The sequence below is a fragment of the Streptosporangium sp. NPDC002607 genome (assembly GCF_053592655.1).
The window spans coordinates 215,943-232,326 of sequence record NZ_JBSFWD010000007.1 but is presented as its reverse complement, the minus strand read 5'-3'; the positions used below and the strand labels follow the sequence as shown (position 1 = coordinate 232,326).

Below are 16,384 nucleotides of genomic sequence, written 5' to 3'. Positions count from 1 at the left end.
GGGTGATCCGATCTCAGGCGTCGAGCCGGTACTCCTGCAGGGATCCGGCGAGCTGGACGGCGAGCTCCTCGGCGTCCAGACGACGCTCGATCTTCTTCAGGTCGGCGACCTTCGCGGCGGTCTCGGCGCGGCGGGGGGCCAGCAGCGAGCAGCAGTCCTCGTCCGGCAGTTCGGAGATCGCCAGGGTTCCGATGCGGCGGGCCTCGGCCATGATCTCGGTCTTGTCGAGGCCGATGAGCGGACGCAGGATCGGCATGTCGACCGCGTCGTCCTGGGCGGTGATGTTCTGCAGGGTCTGCGAGGAGACCTGGCCCAGGGAGTCGCCGGTGACCAGGGCACCGGCGCGCAGGCGGCGGGCGACCTCCTCGCCGGTCTTCAGCATCAGACGGCGCTGGGTGATCACCGCCAGGCGGTCCTGGCCGGAGGCCTTGATGGACTGCTGGGCCTTACCGAAGGGGACGACCCACAGCCGGGACCCGCCCTGGAACCTGTCGAGTGCCCTGACCAGCGCGTACGCCTTGTAGATGGACTCGGAGGTGGTGAAGGGGATGCCGGAGAAGTGCAGGAAGTCGACGCGCAGGCCGCGGCGCATCATCCGGTAGGCGGCCACCGGGGAGTCGATGCCGCCGGACATCAGGACCAGGCCCCGGCCGCTGGTGCCGACCGGCAGCCCGCCCTGGCCCGGCAGCCCGCCGGTGAAGACGAACGCCTCGTCGCGGTCGACCTCGATGGAGACCACCAGCTCGGGACGCTTCAGATCGACCGGCAGTCCGTAGATGTCGTTGAGCTCGCCACCGACCGAGCGGTCCAGCTGCATCGAGGTGAGCGGGAAGCGCTTGTCGCGGCGGCGGGAGCGGACCGCGAAGGAGACGCCGCGCCTGACGTCGTCGCGGTCGGCCAGCAGCTCGATGGCGGCCTTGGTGATCGCCGAGGGATCCTTGGCGACCCGCCAGGCACGGTGGATCCAGACCAGCCCGGGGACGTAGGAGACGCGCTCGGCGACCGTGTCCGCGACCTCGACCTCGGTGCCGTCCGGTAGGAAGAGCGCGATGACGCCGTGGCGCTGCCGGACGTCGACCTTGACGCCGACATCCTTCAGCGCGGCCTTGATGTTGGCCTGCAACCTCCGCTCGAAGAGCTCACGGTTGTTGCCCTTGAGGACGACCTCGCCCAGTTTGAGCAGAACGCAGGGCTCGCCCAAGGCGGACATGGTCATGGTGCAACCTCCGGTGGAGCTTCGAGGGGATATGCGGGGCTTCGTGGTAGGGCTTCGTCAAGTCTCTCGCGCGTTCGCGCAAAGACAACCTCTCGACCTTGTTACTTTAGTCGGGACTACGACTCGTCGAGGCCCTGCTCGATGGCGTAGCGGGCCAGTTCCACCCGATTGTGGAGCTGGAGCTTGTTCAGCGTGTTCTGGACGTGGTTCTGCACGGTCCGGTGGGAGAGCACGAGACGCTCGGCGATCTGCTTGTAGGACAACCCCTTGGCGACCAGGCGGAGCACCTCGGTCTCCCGCTCGGTCAGGCGGGGCGTCGCCTCGGGCGCGGGTCTGGCCGCCAGCCTCCGATACTCCCCCAGCACGAGCCCGGCCAGCCCGGGGGTGAAAACCGCGTCGCCCCCCGCGGTGCGCCGGACCGCGTCGAGGAACTCCTCCTTGCTCGCGGATTTCAGGAGATATCCGGAGGCTCCCGCCTTGATGGCCTCCAGCACGTCCTCCTGCTCGCCGCTGGCCGACAGTACCAGCACCCTGGGCGGTGGCTCCGAGGTTGCCAGCCTCCTGGCCACCTCGACCCCCGGCAGGTCGGGCAGTCGCAGGTCCAGCACCACCAGCTCGGGCCGGACCGCCGCGGCCACCCGGACCGCCTGCCGTCCCTCCCCGACCGCGGCCACCACCTCGTATCCGGCCTCGGCCAGGTCCCTGGCCACCCCGTCCCTCCACATCGGGTGGTCGTCCACCACCATCACGCGCATTGGCCTACCTTAGGCCCGTTCCTCCGGAGGTGCCCGTCCTGCTGCACAGCGCCCGGACGGCCCGACCCGCCCCCCGTGGCGGCCGTGAGAGGCGGTCTAGCCGGTCGGCACCGACATCTCGATCTCGGTGCCCCGGCCGGGAGCGGAGATCACACTGACCGTGCCGCCAAGGTCCGCGACACGGCCCCGGATGGACTGCGCGACGCCGAGCCGCCCGTCGGCGGCGGCCTCCTCCAGGCGTCCGGGTGCCATACCCGGCCCCTCGTCCCTGACGGTCACGGTGACCAGCCCGTCATCACTCTCGGCGAAGACCCACGCGGGCGCCCGCGCCCCGCAGTGGCGGGCGACGTTGTCCAGGGCGGCCCCGACCGCGGCGGCCATCTCCGCCGCGGTGGCCGCGGGCAGGATCAACGGGGTCGCCGGGGCCGAGACGGTGACCGTGGCCGAGCCGTACCTGTGCAACAGGGCGCACAGGTCCGCGGTGCCCGCGGCGGGCGCCTCTGGCCTGAGCCTGACCAACTCGCGCAGGGCGGCCTCCTGCTCGCCCGCGAGCCTGCCCAGTTCGGCCGCCTCGCCGCCGATCTCCTGCCCGCGCCGCTGAACCAGCGCGAGCACCTGGAGCACCGAGTCGTGGATTCCCCGGGCGAGCCGCTCCCGCTCCCGCCCCGCGACCTCCAGTTCGATCGCCTGCTCCATGCGCTCCTCGGCCTTCTTGGCCAGCCGGGCGACGTGCCCGACGACGGTCCCGGCGAGGAAGAGCAGGACGGTGCCGTTGATCGGCAGCATCTCGAAGCCCCCTCCGGGGACACCGTGCAGCCACAGGTCGGCCAGCGAGACGATCAACGCGGCCACGGCCCCCAGCCGCCGCCCGCCGTACACGCCCCAGGCGAGCACCGCGCCGCCCATCCAGGTGCCGGTGATCGGCAGGCTGCCCTCCTGGTAGGCGCCCTGCACCGCCGGGGTGGCGAGCAGGCAGCCCACGGTCACGAGCATGTCGGCGGCGAGCAGCGGCCGGCCGCGGAGCTCCTCGACGGAGTAGGCGAAGATCGTCCCCGCGGTCCACAGCGCCATGACGCCGATCACCAGCCAGCCGATCGCCGGGTGGGCGTACCCTCCGGCACGGATGAGCAGAACCGCCGCGTACCCAAGGGATGCGACGCGGAACACCGCGACCGCCCGCCAGAACGGCCCCTCGATTCCCGTCACACGCCAGCCCTACCTCTCAACAAGAAAGCGGCGTACTGCAATAATCCACCGATTTCTCTCTCACGAAAAACTGGAACATGTCCCACGTAGATCACTTTTCTTACGGCCTGCTCACCCCCGTGCTGGCCTATGTCATGTCGAGCGTCGGATGCATGCTCGGCCTCCTGCTCACCGCCAGAGCCCGCGAGGCGGCGGGGGCGGCACGGGTCCGCTGGCTGGCGGGCGGGGCACTGTCCATCGGCGGCACCGGTATCTGGGTCATGCACTTCGTCGCCATGATGGGCTTCTCCGTCGGCGGCGGCCAGATCCGCTACGACGTGCCGCTGACGATCGGCTCGGCGGCCCTGGCCGTCGTCGTCGTGGGCGCGGGCCTGTTCCTGGTCTCCTACCAGGGCGAGCGGTTCGTGCCGCTGGTCTCCGGCGGCGTGCTCACCGGTCTCGGCGTGGCGGGCATGCACTACATCGGCATGTTCGCGATGAGAATGCCGGCCCACCTCTCCTACGATCCGGTGCTGGTCGGGGTCTCGGTCGCGATCGCGATCGCCGCGTCCATCGTGGCGCTCTGGTTCAGCCTGCGGATCAGCGGCGTGCCGGCCACCGGCGGCGCCGCGATGATCATGGCCCTGGCGGTCTGCGGCATGCACTACACCGGCATGTTCGCGCTCGAGGTGCACCCCCGGCTCTCACCCGCGCCGCTCGGAGGGGCCAAGGGCATCGACTTCATGCTGCCCACGCTGACCGTGCTGGGCCTGCTGACCCTCGGCCTGCTGCTCACCGTCATCCTGTCGCCGTCGCAGCCGGAGCTGGACCACGACGCCACCCTGCTGGCCAGGCTGGAGAACCGCCGCGCCGAGGCCCGGCTGCACGAGCCGGTCACCCCGCCCGCCGCTCAGGCGCCGAAGGGCCCGTCTTTGTTCGACTCCCAAGAGCGATGATGTACGGCCTGCGCCCGCTGGGCCGCTTGGTCAGGGCGCAAGCCGTACATGGAGGGGAATCGCAGGCGGCCGGCCGCCCAGTCGGGAGGCTAGGACCGGACGCTTGCAGAACGCTTGCAAACGGCCACTCTCCGCGAGGGGCCGCGATGACGTCTCAGCCGAAGAAGACCTCGGCCTCCTCGTAGCGGCTGGCCGGCACGGTCTTCAGCTCCTTGGTGGCCTCGTCGAGACCCACCCGCACGATCTCGGTGCCCTGGAGGGCGACCATCTTGCCAAAGTCGCCGTCCTGCACCGCGTCGATGGCCTGCAGGCCGAACCTGGTGGCCAGCACCCGGTCGAAGGCCGTGGGGGTGCCGCCACGCTGGATGTGGCCGAGCACCGTGGTACGGGCCTCCTTGCCGGTGCGCTTCTCGATCTCGCTGGCGAGATTCTCGCCGATGCCGCCGAGCCTCACGTGGCCGAAGGCGTCGAGCTCGCCCGCCTGCAGCGTCATCTGGCCCTCGACCGGGTGCGCGCCCTCCGCGACCACGATTATCGGCGCGTACTTCGTCTTGAAGCGGGACTCGACGTAGGCGCAGACCCGGTCGATGTCGAAGGGCTTCTCCGGGATGAGGATGACGTTGGCACCGCCCGCCATGCCGGCGTGCAGGGCGATCCAGCCCGCGTGGCGGCCCATGACCTCGCAGATCAGCGCGCGGTGGTGGGACTCGGCGGTGGTGTGCAGGCGGTCGATCGCCTCGACGGCGATGTTGACCGCCGTGTCGAAGCCGAAGGTGTAGTCGGTGGCGTTGAGGTCGTTGTCGATCGTCTTGGGCACGCCGACGACCTTCACCCCCTTGTCGAAGAGCTGCTTGGCCACACCGAGGGTGTCCTCGCCGCCGATCGCGATCAGCGCGTCGACCCCGCCCTTCGCGAGGTTCTCCTTGATCTTCTCAACGCCGCCGTCGATCTTGATCGGGTTGGTCCGCGACGAGCCCAGGATCGTCCCGCCGCGCGGCAGGATGCCGCGTACGGCCTCGATGTCCAACGGCATGGTGTCGCCCTCGAGGGGGCCCCGCCAGCCGTCGCGGAACCCGACGAACTCATGCCCGTGGACGCCCACTCCCTTACGCACGACAGCGCGGATAACGGCGTTCAGGCCGGGGCAGTCGCCGCCCCCGGTGAGCACTCCGATACGCATGACATCCTCCGGTTATGAGTCCGAGCCAAGATGATCAGACTAAAGGGCATGGGCCGATCGGCGACGGATTTCCGCCACCGACGAAACGCATTCTGCCGTCAGATGCGTCAGTGGTCTAGACCAAATAGAACTAGTCCTCATATGTCGCCTCCCACGATCGACGGAGAAGCGACACATGAGCGCCTCCACCGGAGTGCCAAACAGGTCGCGCACGTCACCTGCGGGAATCCCCGGCCACCTCATGGGTCATACCCACCCGGAACCACCGACCCCCTTCTCACCGGCAGCTCAGGGCAGCGGCAGCACACAGGACGGGGTGCCGACGGCGAAGACCTCCCCCGCGGGCCGCGGGACGCCGTCCTTCAGCGGGAGCACGGCGACGGTGTCCGAATGCTGGTTGGCCACGTACATGCGGCCGTCGGCGATGGCGAAGTGCCTCGGCCAGGCGCCGCCGCAGGCGACCTCCGCGACCGGCTCCAACTCGGGGCCGGCGAAGACCGAGATCGTGTCGGGACCCCGGTTGGCGACGTAGACGAGCCTGCCGCGGACCTCCAGGTGTGAGGGCTGGTTCCGCTCTCCGCTCCCGCTGGCCGGGGCGACGTGGATCTCGCGCCATTCGGCGTCGTAGGCGCGCACGGTGCCGTCCAGCTCTCCCACCACGTACCAGTGGCCGCCCGCCATGGCCATGTGCCGGGGGCCCATGCCGGGGGCGAGCCTGACCGGTCCTTCCGGGTGCGGGACCACCTCGTCGCCGACCAGGTAGCGACGGATCTCGTCGGCCCCCAGGTCGCTCACGTACAGCACGTCGTCGGGGCCGAAGACCGCCTGGTGGGCGTGGGCACCCTCGCGGTAGGGGAAGATCCACGTGTCGGTCAGCAGGCCGGATCCGTCGATGCCGTGCACGCTGAGGGTGCCGTCGCCGTAGTTGGCCACCGCCAGGCGCGTGCCGGTGGGGTCCACCGCCAGGTGGCAGGGGGCCGACCCCTCGCTGGGCCGCTGCGCGAGCGGGCTCAGCGTGCCGTCGCCGGCGCGGGCGAAGACGCCGACCGTGCCGCGCTCGCCCTCCCCCACCGCGTACAGGACCGGGAGGACGGGGTGAACGGCGAGGAACGACGGCCCGGAGGCGGGCGTCTCACCGAGCCGGGCGAGGCTTCCCAGCTCCACCAGGGTGATCCCCGGCCCGGATCCTTCGGTGTCCGGGGTGTACCCACCGATGTACGCGACCTCAGCCATCATGCTCCCGCCACGGGCACGGCACGCGCCGCCCCAGCTCATCGTCCACTCCAAGGCAAAATGCGAAGTTAGCGCAGTTAGCCGGTGATCTCACAGTTACCCACCCGCAAAGATCTCTCACCATTTCGTTGACCTGGTCAATGAATTCGTTGATGCTGTCAACCATGGAGAGACACGTGGCGGAGGTCCGGGCCTTCAACCGCTTCTACACCCGGCTCATCGGCGTGCTCCACCAGGGCATCCTGGACACTCCCTACTCGCTCACCGAGATGAGGGTGCTGTTCGAGCTGGACCGGGCGGACCGCATGGAGACCGGCGACCTGCGGCGGCTGCTCGGGCTCGACGCCGGATACCTCAGCCGGATGCTCGCCGGGTTCGAGGGCGACGGACTGGTCGTCCGGGAGCGGTCCGCCACCGACGCGCGGCGGCAGGTGGTCGAGCTGACCGACGAGGGCCGGACCAGGTTCGCGCTCTTCGACGGGCGCGCGGCCGAAGAGGTGCGCGAACTGCTGGCCGGGGTGACCGACGAGGACCGCGGGCGGCTGGTCGCGAGCATGGCGGCCATCGAGGAGATCCTCGGCGCGGAGCCGAGGACGGGCTCTCCTTACGTCCTGCGCCCGCTGCGTCCTGGCGACCTCGGCTGGGTGATCCACCGGCACGGCACGCTCTACAGCTCCGAGCAGGGCTGGGGCATGGACTTCGAGGCGCTGGTGGCCAGGGTCGCGGCCGACTACGTGGACCACCACGACCCGGCGCGCGAGGCGGGCTGGATCGCCGAGGTGGACGGCGAGCGGGCCGGCTGCGTCTTCTGCGTGCGCAAGGACGACGAGACGGCCCAGTTGCGGTTGCTGCTGGTCGAGCCGTCCGTGCGGGGCATGGGCATCGGCAGCCTGCTCGTGGCGGAGTGTGTGCGTTTCGCCAGGGCCGCGGGCTACCGGCGGATGAGGCTGTGGACCAGGGACGTGCTGCTGGGCGCCAGGCGCATCTACCGGGCGGCGGGCTTCGAGCTCGTCGAGAAGGAGCAGCACGGCGACATCGTCGACGAGATCTGGGTCCGCGACCTCTGACCCTTCTTCCTCGTCTTCCTCGCGGCGGGGCCGGTGCCGTGGACCTGGCTCGGCGGCGGGCGACGGTGTCCCCCGCGGGTCCCGGCGACCGGCCTTCCCGTCGGGCGGGAGGGCCGTCGGCAGGACACCGCTTCGGCCACACCCTCGAAACCGGCCAGCCGGGCGGTGAGCGCCCGCCCCGGCTTCCGGTCGCCGTGCCCCGGAGGGGGCACCGCCTAAATTCCCTCTTTCTAGATAGGTATTATGTGATTAATATCGGGGGCACCAGCCCGTTCCGGATGAGCTCTGTATGAGGCGAAGATGCGCTTGCACTGGTTCCTGCCGACCACCGGCGACGGCCACCACGTCAGGCCCGCCACGACCACCGTCGCGGCGGGTGCCGCCGCGGACCGGCCCGCGACGCTCGACTACCTGTCCCAGGTGGCCCGGGCCGCGGAGTCCGCGGGTTTCGAGGCGGCGCTGACCCCGGTCGGAGCGGGCTGCCCCGACCCGCTGGTGGCGTGCAGCGCGGTCGCGGCGCGGACCGAGCGGCTCAGGCTGCTGGTGGCCTTCCGGCCCGGCTTCACCCTGCCGACGCTCCTCGCCCAGCAGGCGCAGACCTTCCAGCAGATCAGCGGAGGGCGGCTGCTGCTCAACGTGGTCACCGGCGGTGACCCGCAGGAGCAGCGCGCCTACGGCGACTTCCTCGACCACGACGCCCGCTACGAACGGACCGGCGAGTTCATCGAGGTGCTCAGGCGCACCTGGACCGGCGAGCCGTTCGACCACCGGGGCACCCACTACCGGGTGTCGGGCGGCGGACTGGCCACGCCGCTGCTCGACACCCCCGACATCTACTTCGGCGGAGCCTCCCCCGTCGCCGAGCGGGTGGCCGCCACCGGGGCGGACGTCTACCTGATGTGGGGCGAGCCCCCGGCGATGATCGCCGAGCGGGTCGCCCGGATGCGGAAGCTCGCCGCCGAGGCGGGTCGCGAGCTCCGGTACGGCATCCGGCTCCACGTCATCGCCCGCGACACCGCCGACGAGGCCTGGGCATACGCCAGGCGGCTGCTTTCGGGCATGGACCCCGGCAGGATCGCCGCCGCCCAGGCGCGATTCGCCCGGATGGACTCGGTGGGACAGCGCCGGATGGCCGACCTGCACGGCGGCTCCGCCGAATCCCTGGAGATCTCCCCCAACCTCTGGGCCGGGGTCGGCCTGGTCCGCGAGGGCGCCGGTACCGCGCTGGTCGGCAGCTACGCGGAGGTGGCCGAACGCCTCCGCGAATACGCCGGGCTGGGCCTGTCGGAGTTCGTGCTGTCCGGCTGGCCGCACCTGGAGGAGGCCTGGCGGGTGGGCGACTTCGTCCTTCCCCGGCTGGCGGCCCCCGCGCTCGTCGCGTGAGCGTCCTTGGAACCGAGCCGGGCGCCGGCCGTACCCTCTGGCGAGCCCTGGCGCTGCGGGCCGGAGCGATCGTCGCGCTGGTCGCGATCTGGCAGGCCGTGGCCATGGCCGAGATCTGGCCACCGGTCTTCGTGCCGGAGCCGGTCGCGGTCTGGGACCAGTTCCTGCGCACCACCGCCGACGGCGTGAGCGGCCACACCCTGCAGGAACACCTGCTCACCAGCCTGCGCCGGATCGGACTCGGCTGCCTGTACGGGGTGAGCGGCGGCATCGTGCTGGGGCTGCTGATCGGCATGGTCCCCACGCTGCGCGCGCTGCTCGGCCCCCTGGTCACGTTCGTCCGCACCCTGCCGCCGCTGGCCTACCTCAGCCTGCTGGTGATCTGGTTCGGCATCGACGAGGAGCCCAAGATCTGGCTCCTGCTGCTGGCCGCGCTCCCGCCGGTCGCAGTGGCCACCGCCGACGCGGTACGCGGGGTGCACGAGGACTATCTGAACGCGGCCCGCTCGCTCGGCGCCCGCCGGCACGAGCTGCCGCTCCGCGTGGTGCTGCCGAGCGCGCTGCCCGAGATCATCACGGGGGTGCGGGTGGCCGTGGGCGTCGCCTACACCACGGTGGTCGCCGCCGAGACCGTGAACGGGGTGCCCGGCATCGGCGGCATGGTCCGTGACGCCCAGCGCTACAACCAGACGGACGTGGTCGTGCTCGGCATCATCGTCATCGGCCTGTCAGGTCTGCTCATCGACTTCCTCCTGCAAACGCTGGACCGTCGCCTGGTTCCCTGGCGCGGCCGTACCTAGGAAAGACCCCCATGAAACGCATAGCTCTCGCCCTGACAGCCGCCGCCCTCGCCCTGGCCGCCTGCGGGTCCGGCACGGAGGAGGCCAAGCCCGCCGCCGACGGCTCCCCCGCGACCCTGCGCATCGGCTACCAGCTCATTCCCAACGGCGACCTGATCGTCAAGGACCAGCAGTGGCTGGAGAAGGCGCTGCCGAACACCAAGATCACCTGGAGCAAATTCGACTCGGGCGGCGACGTGAACACCGCCATGATCGCCGGCTCGCTCGACATCGGGCTGGCGGGCAGCAGCCCGGTCACCCGCGGCCTGTCCGCGCCGCTCAACATCCCGTACCGGGTGCCGTGGATCTTCGACGTGATCGGGGACAACGAGGCGCTCGTCGCCCGGGGCGGGGTGACCGACGTCAAGGGCCTCGCGGGCAAGCGGGTCGCCGCCCCCTTCGCCTCGACCACCCACTACAGCCTGCTCGCCGCGCTCACCGAGGCTGGCCTCTCCGAGTCCGACGTGAAGATCCTCGACATGGAGCCGCCGGACATCCAGGCCGCCTGGCAGCGCGGCGACATCGACGCCGCCTACGTCTGGACGCCCACCCTGGCCGAGCTGCAGAAGAACGGCGGCACGACGCTGGTCACCAGCCGGGAGCTGGCCCAGCGGGGCAGACTCACCGCCGACCTCGCGGTGGTGAGCGACGACTTCGCGAAGAAGTACCCGCAGGCGCTGAGCGTCTGGCTCCAGCAGCAGGACCGCGCGGTCAAGCTGGCCAGGAGCGACACCGGCGCCGCCGCCGCGGCCATCGGCCGCCAGCTCAACCTCGACCCGGCCGAGGCCGCGCGCCAGCTCGGCCAGCTCGTGCTCCTCGACGCGAGCGAGCAGCGCTCCGCCGACTATCTCGGCACCCCGGACGCTCCCGGCAAGCTCGCCGAGAACCTGCACAGCGCGGCCGAGTTCCTCAAGGGCCAGCAGAAGATCGACGCCGTCCCCGATCCGGCGGTCTTCCAGAAGGGCCTGGCCACGCAGGAGCTCGCGGATGCCTTCGCCGGAAGCTGACGCCGGCACCACCGCCCCCGGAGCGGACCCGGCCACCTCGAACGGCGCCGCGCACGAGAGTGCTCCCGCCAACGACGGAAAGACCGCCCCGGCGGCCGATCCAGGGGCGGCGCGGGACACCGCGCTCGCCCTCACCGGGGTGTCGCACTCCTACCGGGGACGCGCCGGGATCGTCGACGCGCTGGGGCCGATCGAACTGGAGATCACCGCCGGGGAGTTCGTGACGATCGTGGGCCCGTCGGGGTGCGGCAAGAGCACGCTGCTCCGGCTGGTGGCGGGCTTCACCGCGCCGTCGGCGGGAACCATCACCGCCTCCGGCGCGGCGGTGTCGGGGCCCGCCCCCACCAGGGGCTTCGTGTTCCAGCAGCACCGGCTCTTCCCCTGGCTCTCAGTCGCCGGAAACGTCGGCTTCGGGCTGCGCGGCCTGCCCAGGGCGGCGCGGCGCGAGCGGGTGGCCGAACTGCTGGAGCTGACCGGCCTGGCCGACGTCGCCAGGGCCGGGCCGTATGAGCTGTCGGGAGGCATGCAGCAGCGCGCGGCGATCGCCCGCGCGCTCGCCCCGGACCCCGCGCTGCTGCTGATGGACGAGCCGTTCGCCGCCCTGGACGCCTTCACCAGGGAGCGCATGCAGGAGGAGGTCCGCGAGCTGTGGCGGCGGGCCGGCACGACCGTGGTCTTCATCACCCACAGCGTGGACGAGGCCGTCTACCTCGGCACCCGGGTGCTCGCGCTGAGCGGCAGGCCCGGCCGGGTGGTCTCCGACCGTGCCTCGGCCGTGCCGTACGGGGAGCACCCTCGCACCGACCCGCTCTTCGCCGAGTTGCGCGAGGAGCTGACCGAGGTGGTCAGACAGGCCGCGTCGGTCAGCGGCGGAAGGGTCCGGTGACCTCGTAGGTGACGCCGTCGGTGCCGGCGGCGTCACCGCGGGCGCCGCGCTGTGAGGAGAAGTAGAGGCGGTCGCCGCCCGGTGAGAAGGCGGGTCCGGTGATCTCCGACTTGGAGTGGCCCGCGATCCGCAGGACGGGGGTGACGACCCGCTCGGGAGTGATCAGGTTGATCTCCATGTCACCGCCGTCCTCGGCGACGTAGAGGTCCCCGGACGGGGTGCCGGTGATGTTGTCGACGCCGTTCAGCGGGGCGTCGGCGTCGTAGACGACACCCAGGTGCTCGTTCTCCGTGTCGTAGGCCCACACCCGGTTGTCGCCCTTGGTGGTGAAGAAGCACACGCCGTCCGCGTAGTGGCAGCCCTCCCCGCCCGAGAAGCGGGTGGCACCGGCGACCTGGTCGCGGGTGGCCTTCAGCAGCGCGCCGGGGTCGGGCACGCGCCGCCAGGTCACCGCGCCCGAGCCGGAGGCGCAGAGCACCTCCAGGGTGCCCGAGGTCAGGTCACCCCAGTAGACCGGCCGGAACCGGTAGAAGCAGCCGTCGGGCTCGTCCTCGGTCAGGTAGACCACCCGCCGCTCCGGGTCGCAGGCCGCGGCCTCGTGCTTGAACCGGCCCATGGCGAGGCGCGGCATCGCGGCCCGCGAGCCGTAGGGGTCGCACTCGAAGACCCGGCCGCGGAAGATCTCCTCGCACGACAGCCAGGAGTTCCACGGGGTGCGGCCACCCGCGCAGTTGAGGTTGGTGCCCGACAGGATGCGGTAGGCGCCGACGACGGCTCCGGCCGGCCCGAACCTGATGGCCGACGCCCCGCCGAGCAGCGGGATCTCCGAGTTGGACACGTAGATCCAGCCGTCGCCGTCGGGGAAGCACGCGCCGCCGTCCGGTGCCGGGTGCCAGAGCAGCCCGCCGACCCGGCGGCCGGTACGGGCGACGATCCGGCTGGTGAACCCCTCGGGCAGCGCGACCCCGTTGGCGTCGGGCTCGCCAAGCGGACCGTAGGGGCTCTCGAAGCTCGGGGCGACGGCACCCGCGACCCCCTGCCAGAGCGAGCCCGCGAGAACCGCACCGGCGGTCAGACCTCCGGTGCGCACAAACGATCGGCGAAGCATGGCCCCTCCTCGTCGTCCCTCACGGTACGTCGCAAGCCGATCGAACTCACATGAACGCCGAGACTCCTTGAGCGCAAACTTTGCGCGAACCGAAGGACAAACATCCGCCAAACCAGGTCGGTCTATCACCAAGATCGCCATCTGTCCCGCCGGACGCGTCCACAGTGGAATCTTCACCGTTGTCGGATCGGGAGGACCGTTGAGCGAGGGACTCGCGTTCGCGAATCCAGTCTTCGAGACCGCGCCCCGGGTGGGCACCCGCCGAGCTCTCGTCTTCCTCGACTCCCCGCCGGACACGCTCCCGCCCCGGGCTCCCGCTCCGCCCTCGGCCCCCGATCCGCTCCAGGCCCCTGTCCCGCACCCGGCCCGGCCACACGACCGGGCCACGACGCCGCCCCCTGGCACCTCCACCACCGGGCCGCACACCACCGGGCCGCACGCCGCGGGGCCGGGTACCGGGCGGCCGGACGCGCGGCTGGCGAGCGCGCTGCGCGCCGAGGGGTTCACCGTCGACGCCGAGACCAGCGGCGGGGCGAACGCGGACGGCGAGCGGGTGTGGAACCTGCTGCGCTCGGCGCGGGAGGGGGACCTGCTGCTGATCCGGCTGCCCGCCGACGGCGGCTGGACCTCGGGACAGCTGGGATCGATGATCGGCACGTTCGGGCGGCAGGTCGGCGAGTCGCTGGCGGCCGCCGTGCTGCTGATCGTGGACTTCGGCTGGAGCGCCCTTGACGGCTCCGCCGAACCGGTCAGGCAACTCGCCGTGGCCGGGGAGCCGAGGGTGGCGGCGGCGGCGCTGACCCTCACGCTGAGGCTCGACGAGACGGTGCCCGGCCCGGTGCGCACGCTGACCGACGTCATCGCGGAGGGCCTGATGACGCGGGCCGCCGACCTCGACGGGGACGGGACGATCAGCGTCGGGGACCTGCACGCCTACGCGCTCGCCCGCTACACGGCGGTCTCGGCCGCCCGCACCCCCATCCTGATCGCCTACGGAGCCGTCGCCGGTGTCGCCCTGACCCCGGCGAGGGACACCGCCGCCCCGCACGCCGCCTTCACCCGCGCCCTGGCGCGGCTCGGCGATCACGCCCCGCCCGGCTGCGGGATCGAGATCGTCCGGCGGGTCTACGAACTCCACCTGAGCGAGCCGGCCAGGGAGCTGCTGCGCAGGGCCGCCCTGCTCGACGAGGGCGAGCCGATCGACGAGATCCTCGGCGACGCCGCCGAGCTCAGGCAGTGGGGCCTGCTGGGCGAGACGACCACGTTCGTCCATCCGGACGTGCGGAGATTCGGCCACTCGCGGCTCTCGGCGGCCGAGCGGGCGCAGACCTCGGCGCTGCTCCGCCGCCACCGGGCCGGGCTCCGTACGGTACGGCCCCGGGCCAGGCTCACCGCCGACCGGTGGACCACCGAGGACCAGCTCGGGCACCGGGTCTACGCCGAGGCCATCGCCGCGTTCGTCCGCCACCCCGAGACCCGGCCCCCGCTGACGATCGGCGTCAAGGGGCCGTGGGGCACCGGCAAGACCTCCCTGATGCGGATGATCCAGGACCTGCTGGACCCCGGGGCCGCCGGGGACGATCCCGCCCCGATCCACCTGCCCGGCTCCCGCGCGGACCGGACGCTGACCAACGCCGAGGTGCTGGCCAGGACCGGCCGGCGCCCCCGGGGGAGCGCCGGGCGGGCGGAGCCGGACCCGCTCCCGCTGCGGCGGGCGGACTGGCGGCCCACGGTCTGGTTCAACCCGTGGATGTACCAGAACGGTGAGCAGGTCTGGGCCGGACTGGCACACGAGATCATCAGTCAGGTCACCCGGCGGCTGCCCCGCGCCGAGCGGGAGCGGTTCTGGCTGGAGCTGAATCTGTCCAGGATCGACCGGGAGGCGGTCCGCAGCCGCGCCTACCACCTGGCGCTGACCCGCCTGGCGCCGGTGGCCCTCGGCCTGGTCGCCACCCTCGTCCTCACCGGGGCGCTGCTGGCCGCCGCCGCGCTGCTGCCCGCCTTCGGCTCCCTGCTGGGGAACGCCGCGGCGGCCGTCGGCTCGGCGGGCGCGGCGGCCGTGGTGGGGGCGGGCGCGCTGCGGCTGGCCCGGTTCTTCGGGGAGTCGGCGGACAACGCGTTCCGCGGCCTGGTCACGCAGCCCGACCTGCTCGGCCCGGGTGCGGCCGACGGGGCGGGCGGCGAGGGCGCGACCACCCCCGGATACCGGTCCAAGACCGGCTTCCTGCACCTGGTGCAGACCGACATGCGGCAGGTCCTCGACCTGGTCGCCACCGAGGAGCGCCCGCTGGTGGTGTTCGTGGACGACCTGGACCGCTGCTCGTCCGGAACGGTGGCGCAGGTCATCGAGGCGATCAACCTGTTCCTCGCCGGCGAGTTCCCCAACTGCGTGTTCGTGCTGGCCATGGAGCCGGAGGTGGTCGTCGCGCACGTCGAGGCCGCCTACCCGGAACTGGCCGGGACGCTGCCCACCGGCGGGCGGTCCGGCCTGGGCTGGCGGTTCCTGGAGAAGATCGTGCAGCTACCGCTGAGCGTGCCGCTGCTGGACGACGCTGACCGGCTGCCCGCCTTCGTACGGGCACTGCTCGGCGTCGCCGACACCGTCCGGCCCGCGGACGTTCTCCCCGGCCTGGAGACCGTACAACCGGGTGACCCGGGCGCCATAGGAACACCGAATCCGGCCGGACCGCGTCCGGCGGGTCCCCCAGCCGCCCTGGAACGGCTCGACCCGCCCCCGGATCCGGCCGGACCGCGTTCGCGCGGTCCCCTGCCTCCCGCACGGCCCTTCCCGCACGACGCGGCCACGCCGGGCTCGTCCGGCACCGCCACGCGGTCGGGAGCGGCCGTGCAGGGGCGGCGTACGTCCGTACCACCGGCGGGCGCGCGGAGACTGGAACTGTGGGCGCCGGTGGAGGCGCTGGGACCGCCCCCGCTGACGGACGGCTCGCTCGCATCGGGCTCGTGGGCGGCCGAGCCGCCGGACCCGGTCCAGGTGAGCCGGTTGCAGGACGCCATCTGGGCACTGCGCCCGACCACGACGACGCTCGACGAGGCGGCGCGGCTGGCCCAGGACGCCCTGGGCATCGAGTGCTCGGACGCCGTCGGCGGCCTGTGCGCGGCGACCCGCGAGGCCGCCGACCGGGTCTTCGACGACCTCTACAGCGACGAGAACGCCTATCTGGCGATCGAGTTCGTGCTCCCCGCGCTGACCTTCTTCAACCCGCGCGAGATCAAGCGGTACGTGAACGTCTTCCGCTTCTACTCGTTCCTGACCTACCGCCGCGCCCTCGCCGGGGCGGACCCCGCCTCGGACGGCGAGGTCGCCAAGCTCGCCGCGCTGGCCGTCCAGTGGCCGCACCTGCTGACCCTGCTGGTCAGGGAGATCGACGGGGTGAGCGCGCTACGGCGCCTGGAGCAGGCCGCGAGCGACGACCCGAGCTGGGAGCGCGCCGTCCGCGAGACCGGCCTGACCGACCCCGGCGCCCCCGGCGCCCACCTGGACTCCCTGCGCGACCTGCTCACCCGCCCCCACCCCATCGCCGACCTAGCCCGGTATCTCCTGTGAGCCG

Annotated in this window: 13 protein-coding genes; 7 read left to right on the top strand and 6 right to left on the bottom strand. The window is 72.1% G+C overall.

Going from position 1 to position 16,384, the window contains the following annotated elements; genetic code table 11:
• Positions 1-13: 13 nt before the first annotated feature.
• From thiI to macS, 3 genes are all read right to left on the bottom strand, one after another.
• Positions 14-1,216, bottom strand: a complete 1,203-nt coding sequence (gene thiI / locus ACWD3H_RS11130; RefSeq protein ID WP_350924371.1) for a tRNA uracil 4-sulfurtransferase ThiI — start codon at positions 1,214-1,216, stop codon at positions 14-16.
• 116 nt (positions 1,217-1,332) lie between these two features.
• Positions 1,333-1,962, bottom strand: a complete 630-nt coding sequence (locus tag ACWD3H_RS11125; RefSeq protein WP_350924574.1) for a response regulator transcription factor — start codon at positions 1,960-1,962, stop codon at positions 1,333-1,335.
• Positions 1,963-2,067: 105 nt separating this feature from the next.
• Entirely contained in the window at positions 2,068-3,177 is a 1,110-nt protein-coding gene (macS, locus tag ACWD3H_RS11120) for a MacS family sensor histidine kinase (protein ID WP_355617471.1), read from the bottom strand.
• Between the two features lie 77 nt (positions 3,178-3,254).
• Here macS and ACWD3H_RS11115 point away from each other — a divergent pair, with 77 nt between their 5' ends.
• Complete coding sequence (locus ACWD3H_RS11115; RefSeq protein ID WP_451954823.1) at positions 3,255-4,112, top strand: MHYT domain-containing protein; 858 nt, start codon at positions 3,255-3,257, stop codon at positions 4,110-4,112.
• Between the two features lie 154 nt (positions 4,113-4,266).
• On the opposite strand, the gene ACWD3H_RS11110 is transcribed toward ACWD3H_RS11115, so the two are convergent.
• Both ACWD3H_RS11110 and ACWD3H_RS11105 read right to left on the bottom strand, forming a co-directional pair.
• Positions 4,267-5,292 (bottom strand): 6-phosphofructokinase, encoded by a 1,026-nt coding sequence (locus ACWD3H_RS11110; protein ID WP_350924365.1) that lies wholly within the window; start codon positions 5,290-5,292, stop codon positions 4,267-4,269.
• Positions 5,293-5,580: 288 nt separating this feature from the next.
• Positions 5,581-6,528 (bottom strand): lactonase family protein, encoded by a 948-nt coding sequence (locus ACWD3H_RS11105; RefSeq protein WP_451954822.1) that lies wholly within the window; start codon positions 6,526-6,528, stop codon positions 5,581-5,583.
• 161 nt (positions 6,529-6,689) lie between these two features.
• On the opposite strand from ACWD3H_RS11105, the gene ACWD3H_RS11100 reads away from it, so the two are divergent.
• From ACWD3H_RS11100 to ACWD3H_RS11080, 5 genes are all read left to right on the top strand, one after another.
• The gene (locus ACWD3H_RS11100) at positions 6,690-7,592 is read left to right on the top strand and encodes a bifunctional helix-turn-helix transcriptional regulator/GNAT family N-acetyltransferase (protein ID WP_355549734.1); all 903 of its coding nucleotides are present in this window, start codon (positions 6,690-6,692) and stop codon (positions 7,590-7,592) included.
• Between the two features lie 300 nt (positions 7,593-7,892).
• Positions 7,893-8,975, top strand: a complete 1,083-nt coding sequence (locus tag ACWD3H_RS11095) for an LLM class flavin-dependent oxidoreductase (RefSeq protein WP_355633223.1) — start codon at positions 7,893-7,895, stop codon at positions 8,973-8,975.
• Positions 8,972-9,775, top strand: a complete 804-nt coding sequence (locus ACWD3H_RS11090) for an ABC transporter permease (RefSeq protein WP_350924357.1) — start codon at positions 8,972-8,974, stop codon at positions 9,773-9,775. Before ACWD3H_RS11095 ends, ACWD3H_RS11090 begins: the two co-directional genes overlap by 4 nt.
• An 11-nt stretch (positions 9,776-9,786) precedes the next feature.
• Positions 9,787-10,821, top strand: a complete 1,035-nt coding sequence (locus tag ACWD3H_RS11085; protein ID WP_451954821.1) for a taurine ABC transporter substrate-binding protein — start codon at positions 9,787-9,789, stop codon at positions 10,819-10,821.
• Positions 10,802-11,707 (top strand): ABC transporter ATP-binding protein, encoded by a 906-nt coding sequence (locus tag ACWD3H_RS11080; protein ID WP_451954820.1) that lies wholly within the window; start codon positions 10,802-10,804, stop codon positions 11,705-11,707. The genes ACWD3H_RS11085 and ACWD3H_RS11080 overlap by 20 nt, the downstream gene beginning before the upstream one ends.
• On the opposite strand, the gene ACWD3H_RS11075 is transcribed toward ACWD3H_RS11080, so the two are convergent.
• Entirely contained in the window at positions 11,685-12,815 is a 1,131-nt protein-coding gene (locus ACWD3H_RS11075; protein WP_451954819.1) for an alkaline phosphatase PhoX, read from the bottom strand. The genes ACWD3H_RS11080 and ACWD3H_RS11075 overlap by 23 nt on opposite strands.
• A 199-nt stretch (positions 12,816-13,014) precedes the next feature.
• Between ACWD3H_RS11075 and ACWD3H_RS11070 the strand changes: the two genes are divergently transcribed.
• Positions 13,015-16,380 carry a P-loop NTPase fold protein gene (locus ACWD3H_RS11070; RefSeq protein ID WP_451954818.1) on the top strand — a complete coding sequence of 1,122 codons (3,366 nt, stop codon included), beginning with the start codon at positions 13,015-13,017 and terminating at the stop codon, positions 16,378-16,380.
• The last annotated feature ends 4 nt before the right edge of the window (positions 16,381-16,384 follow it).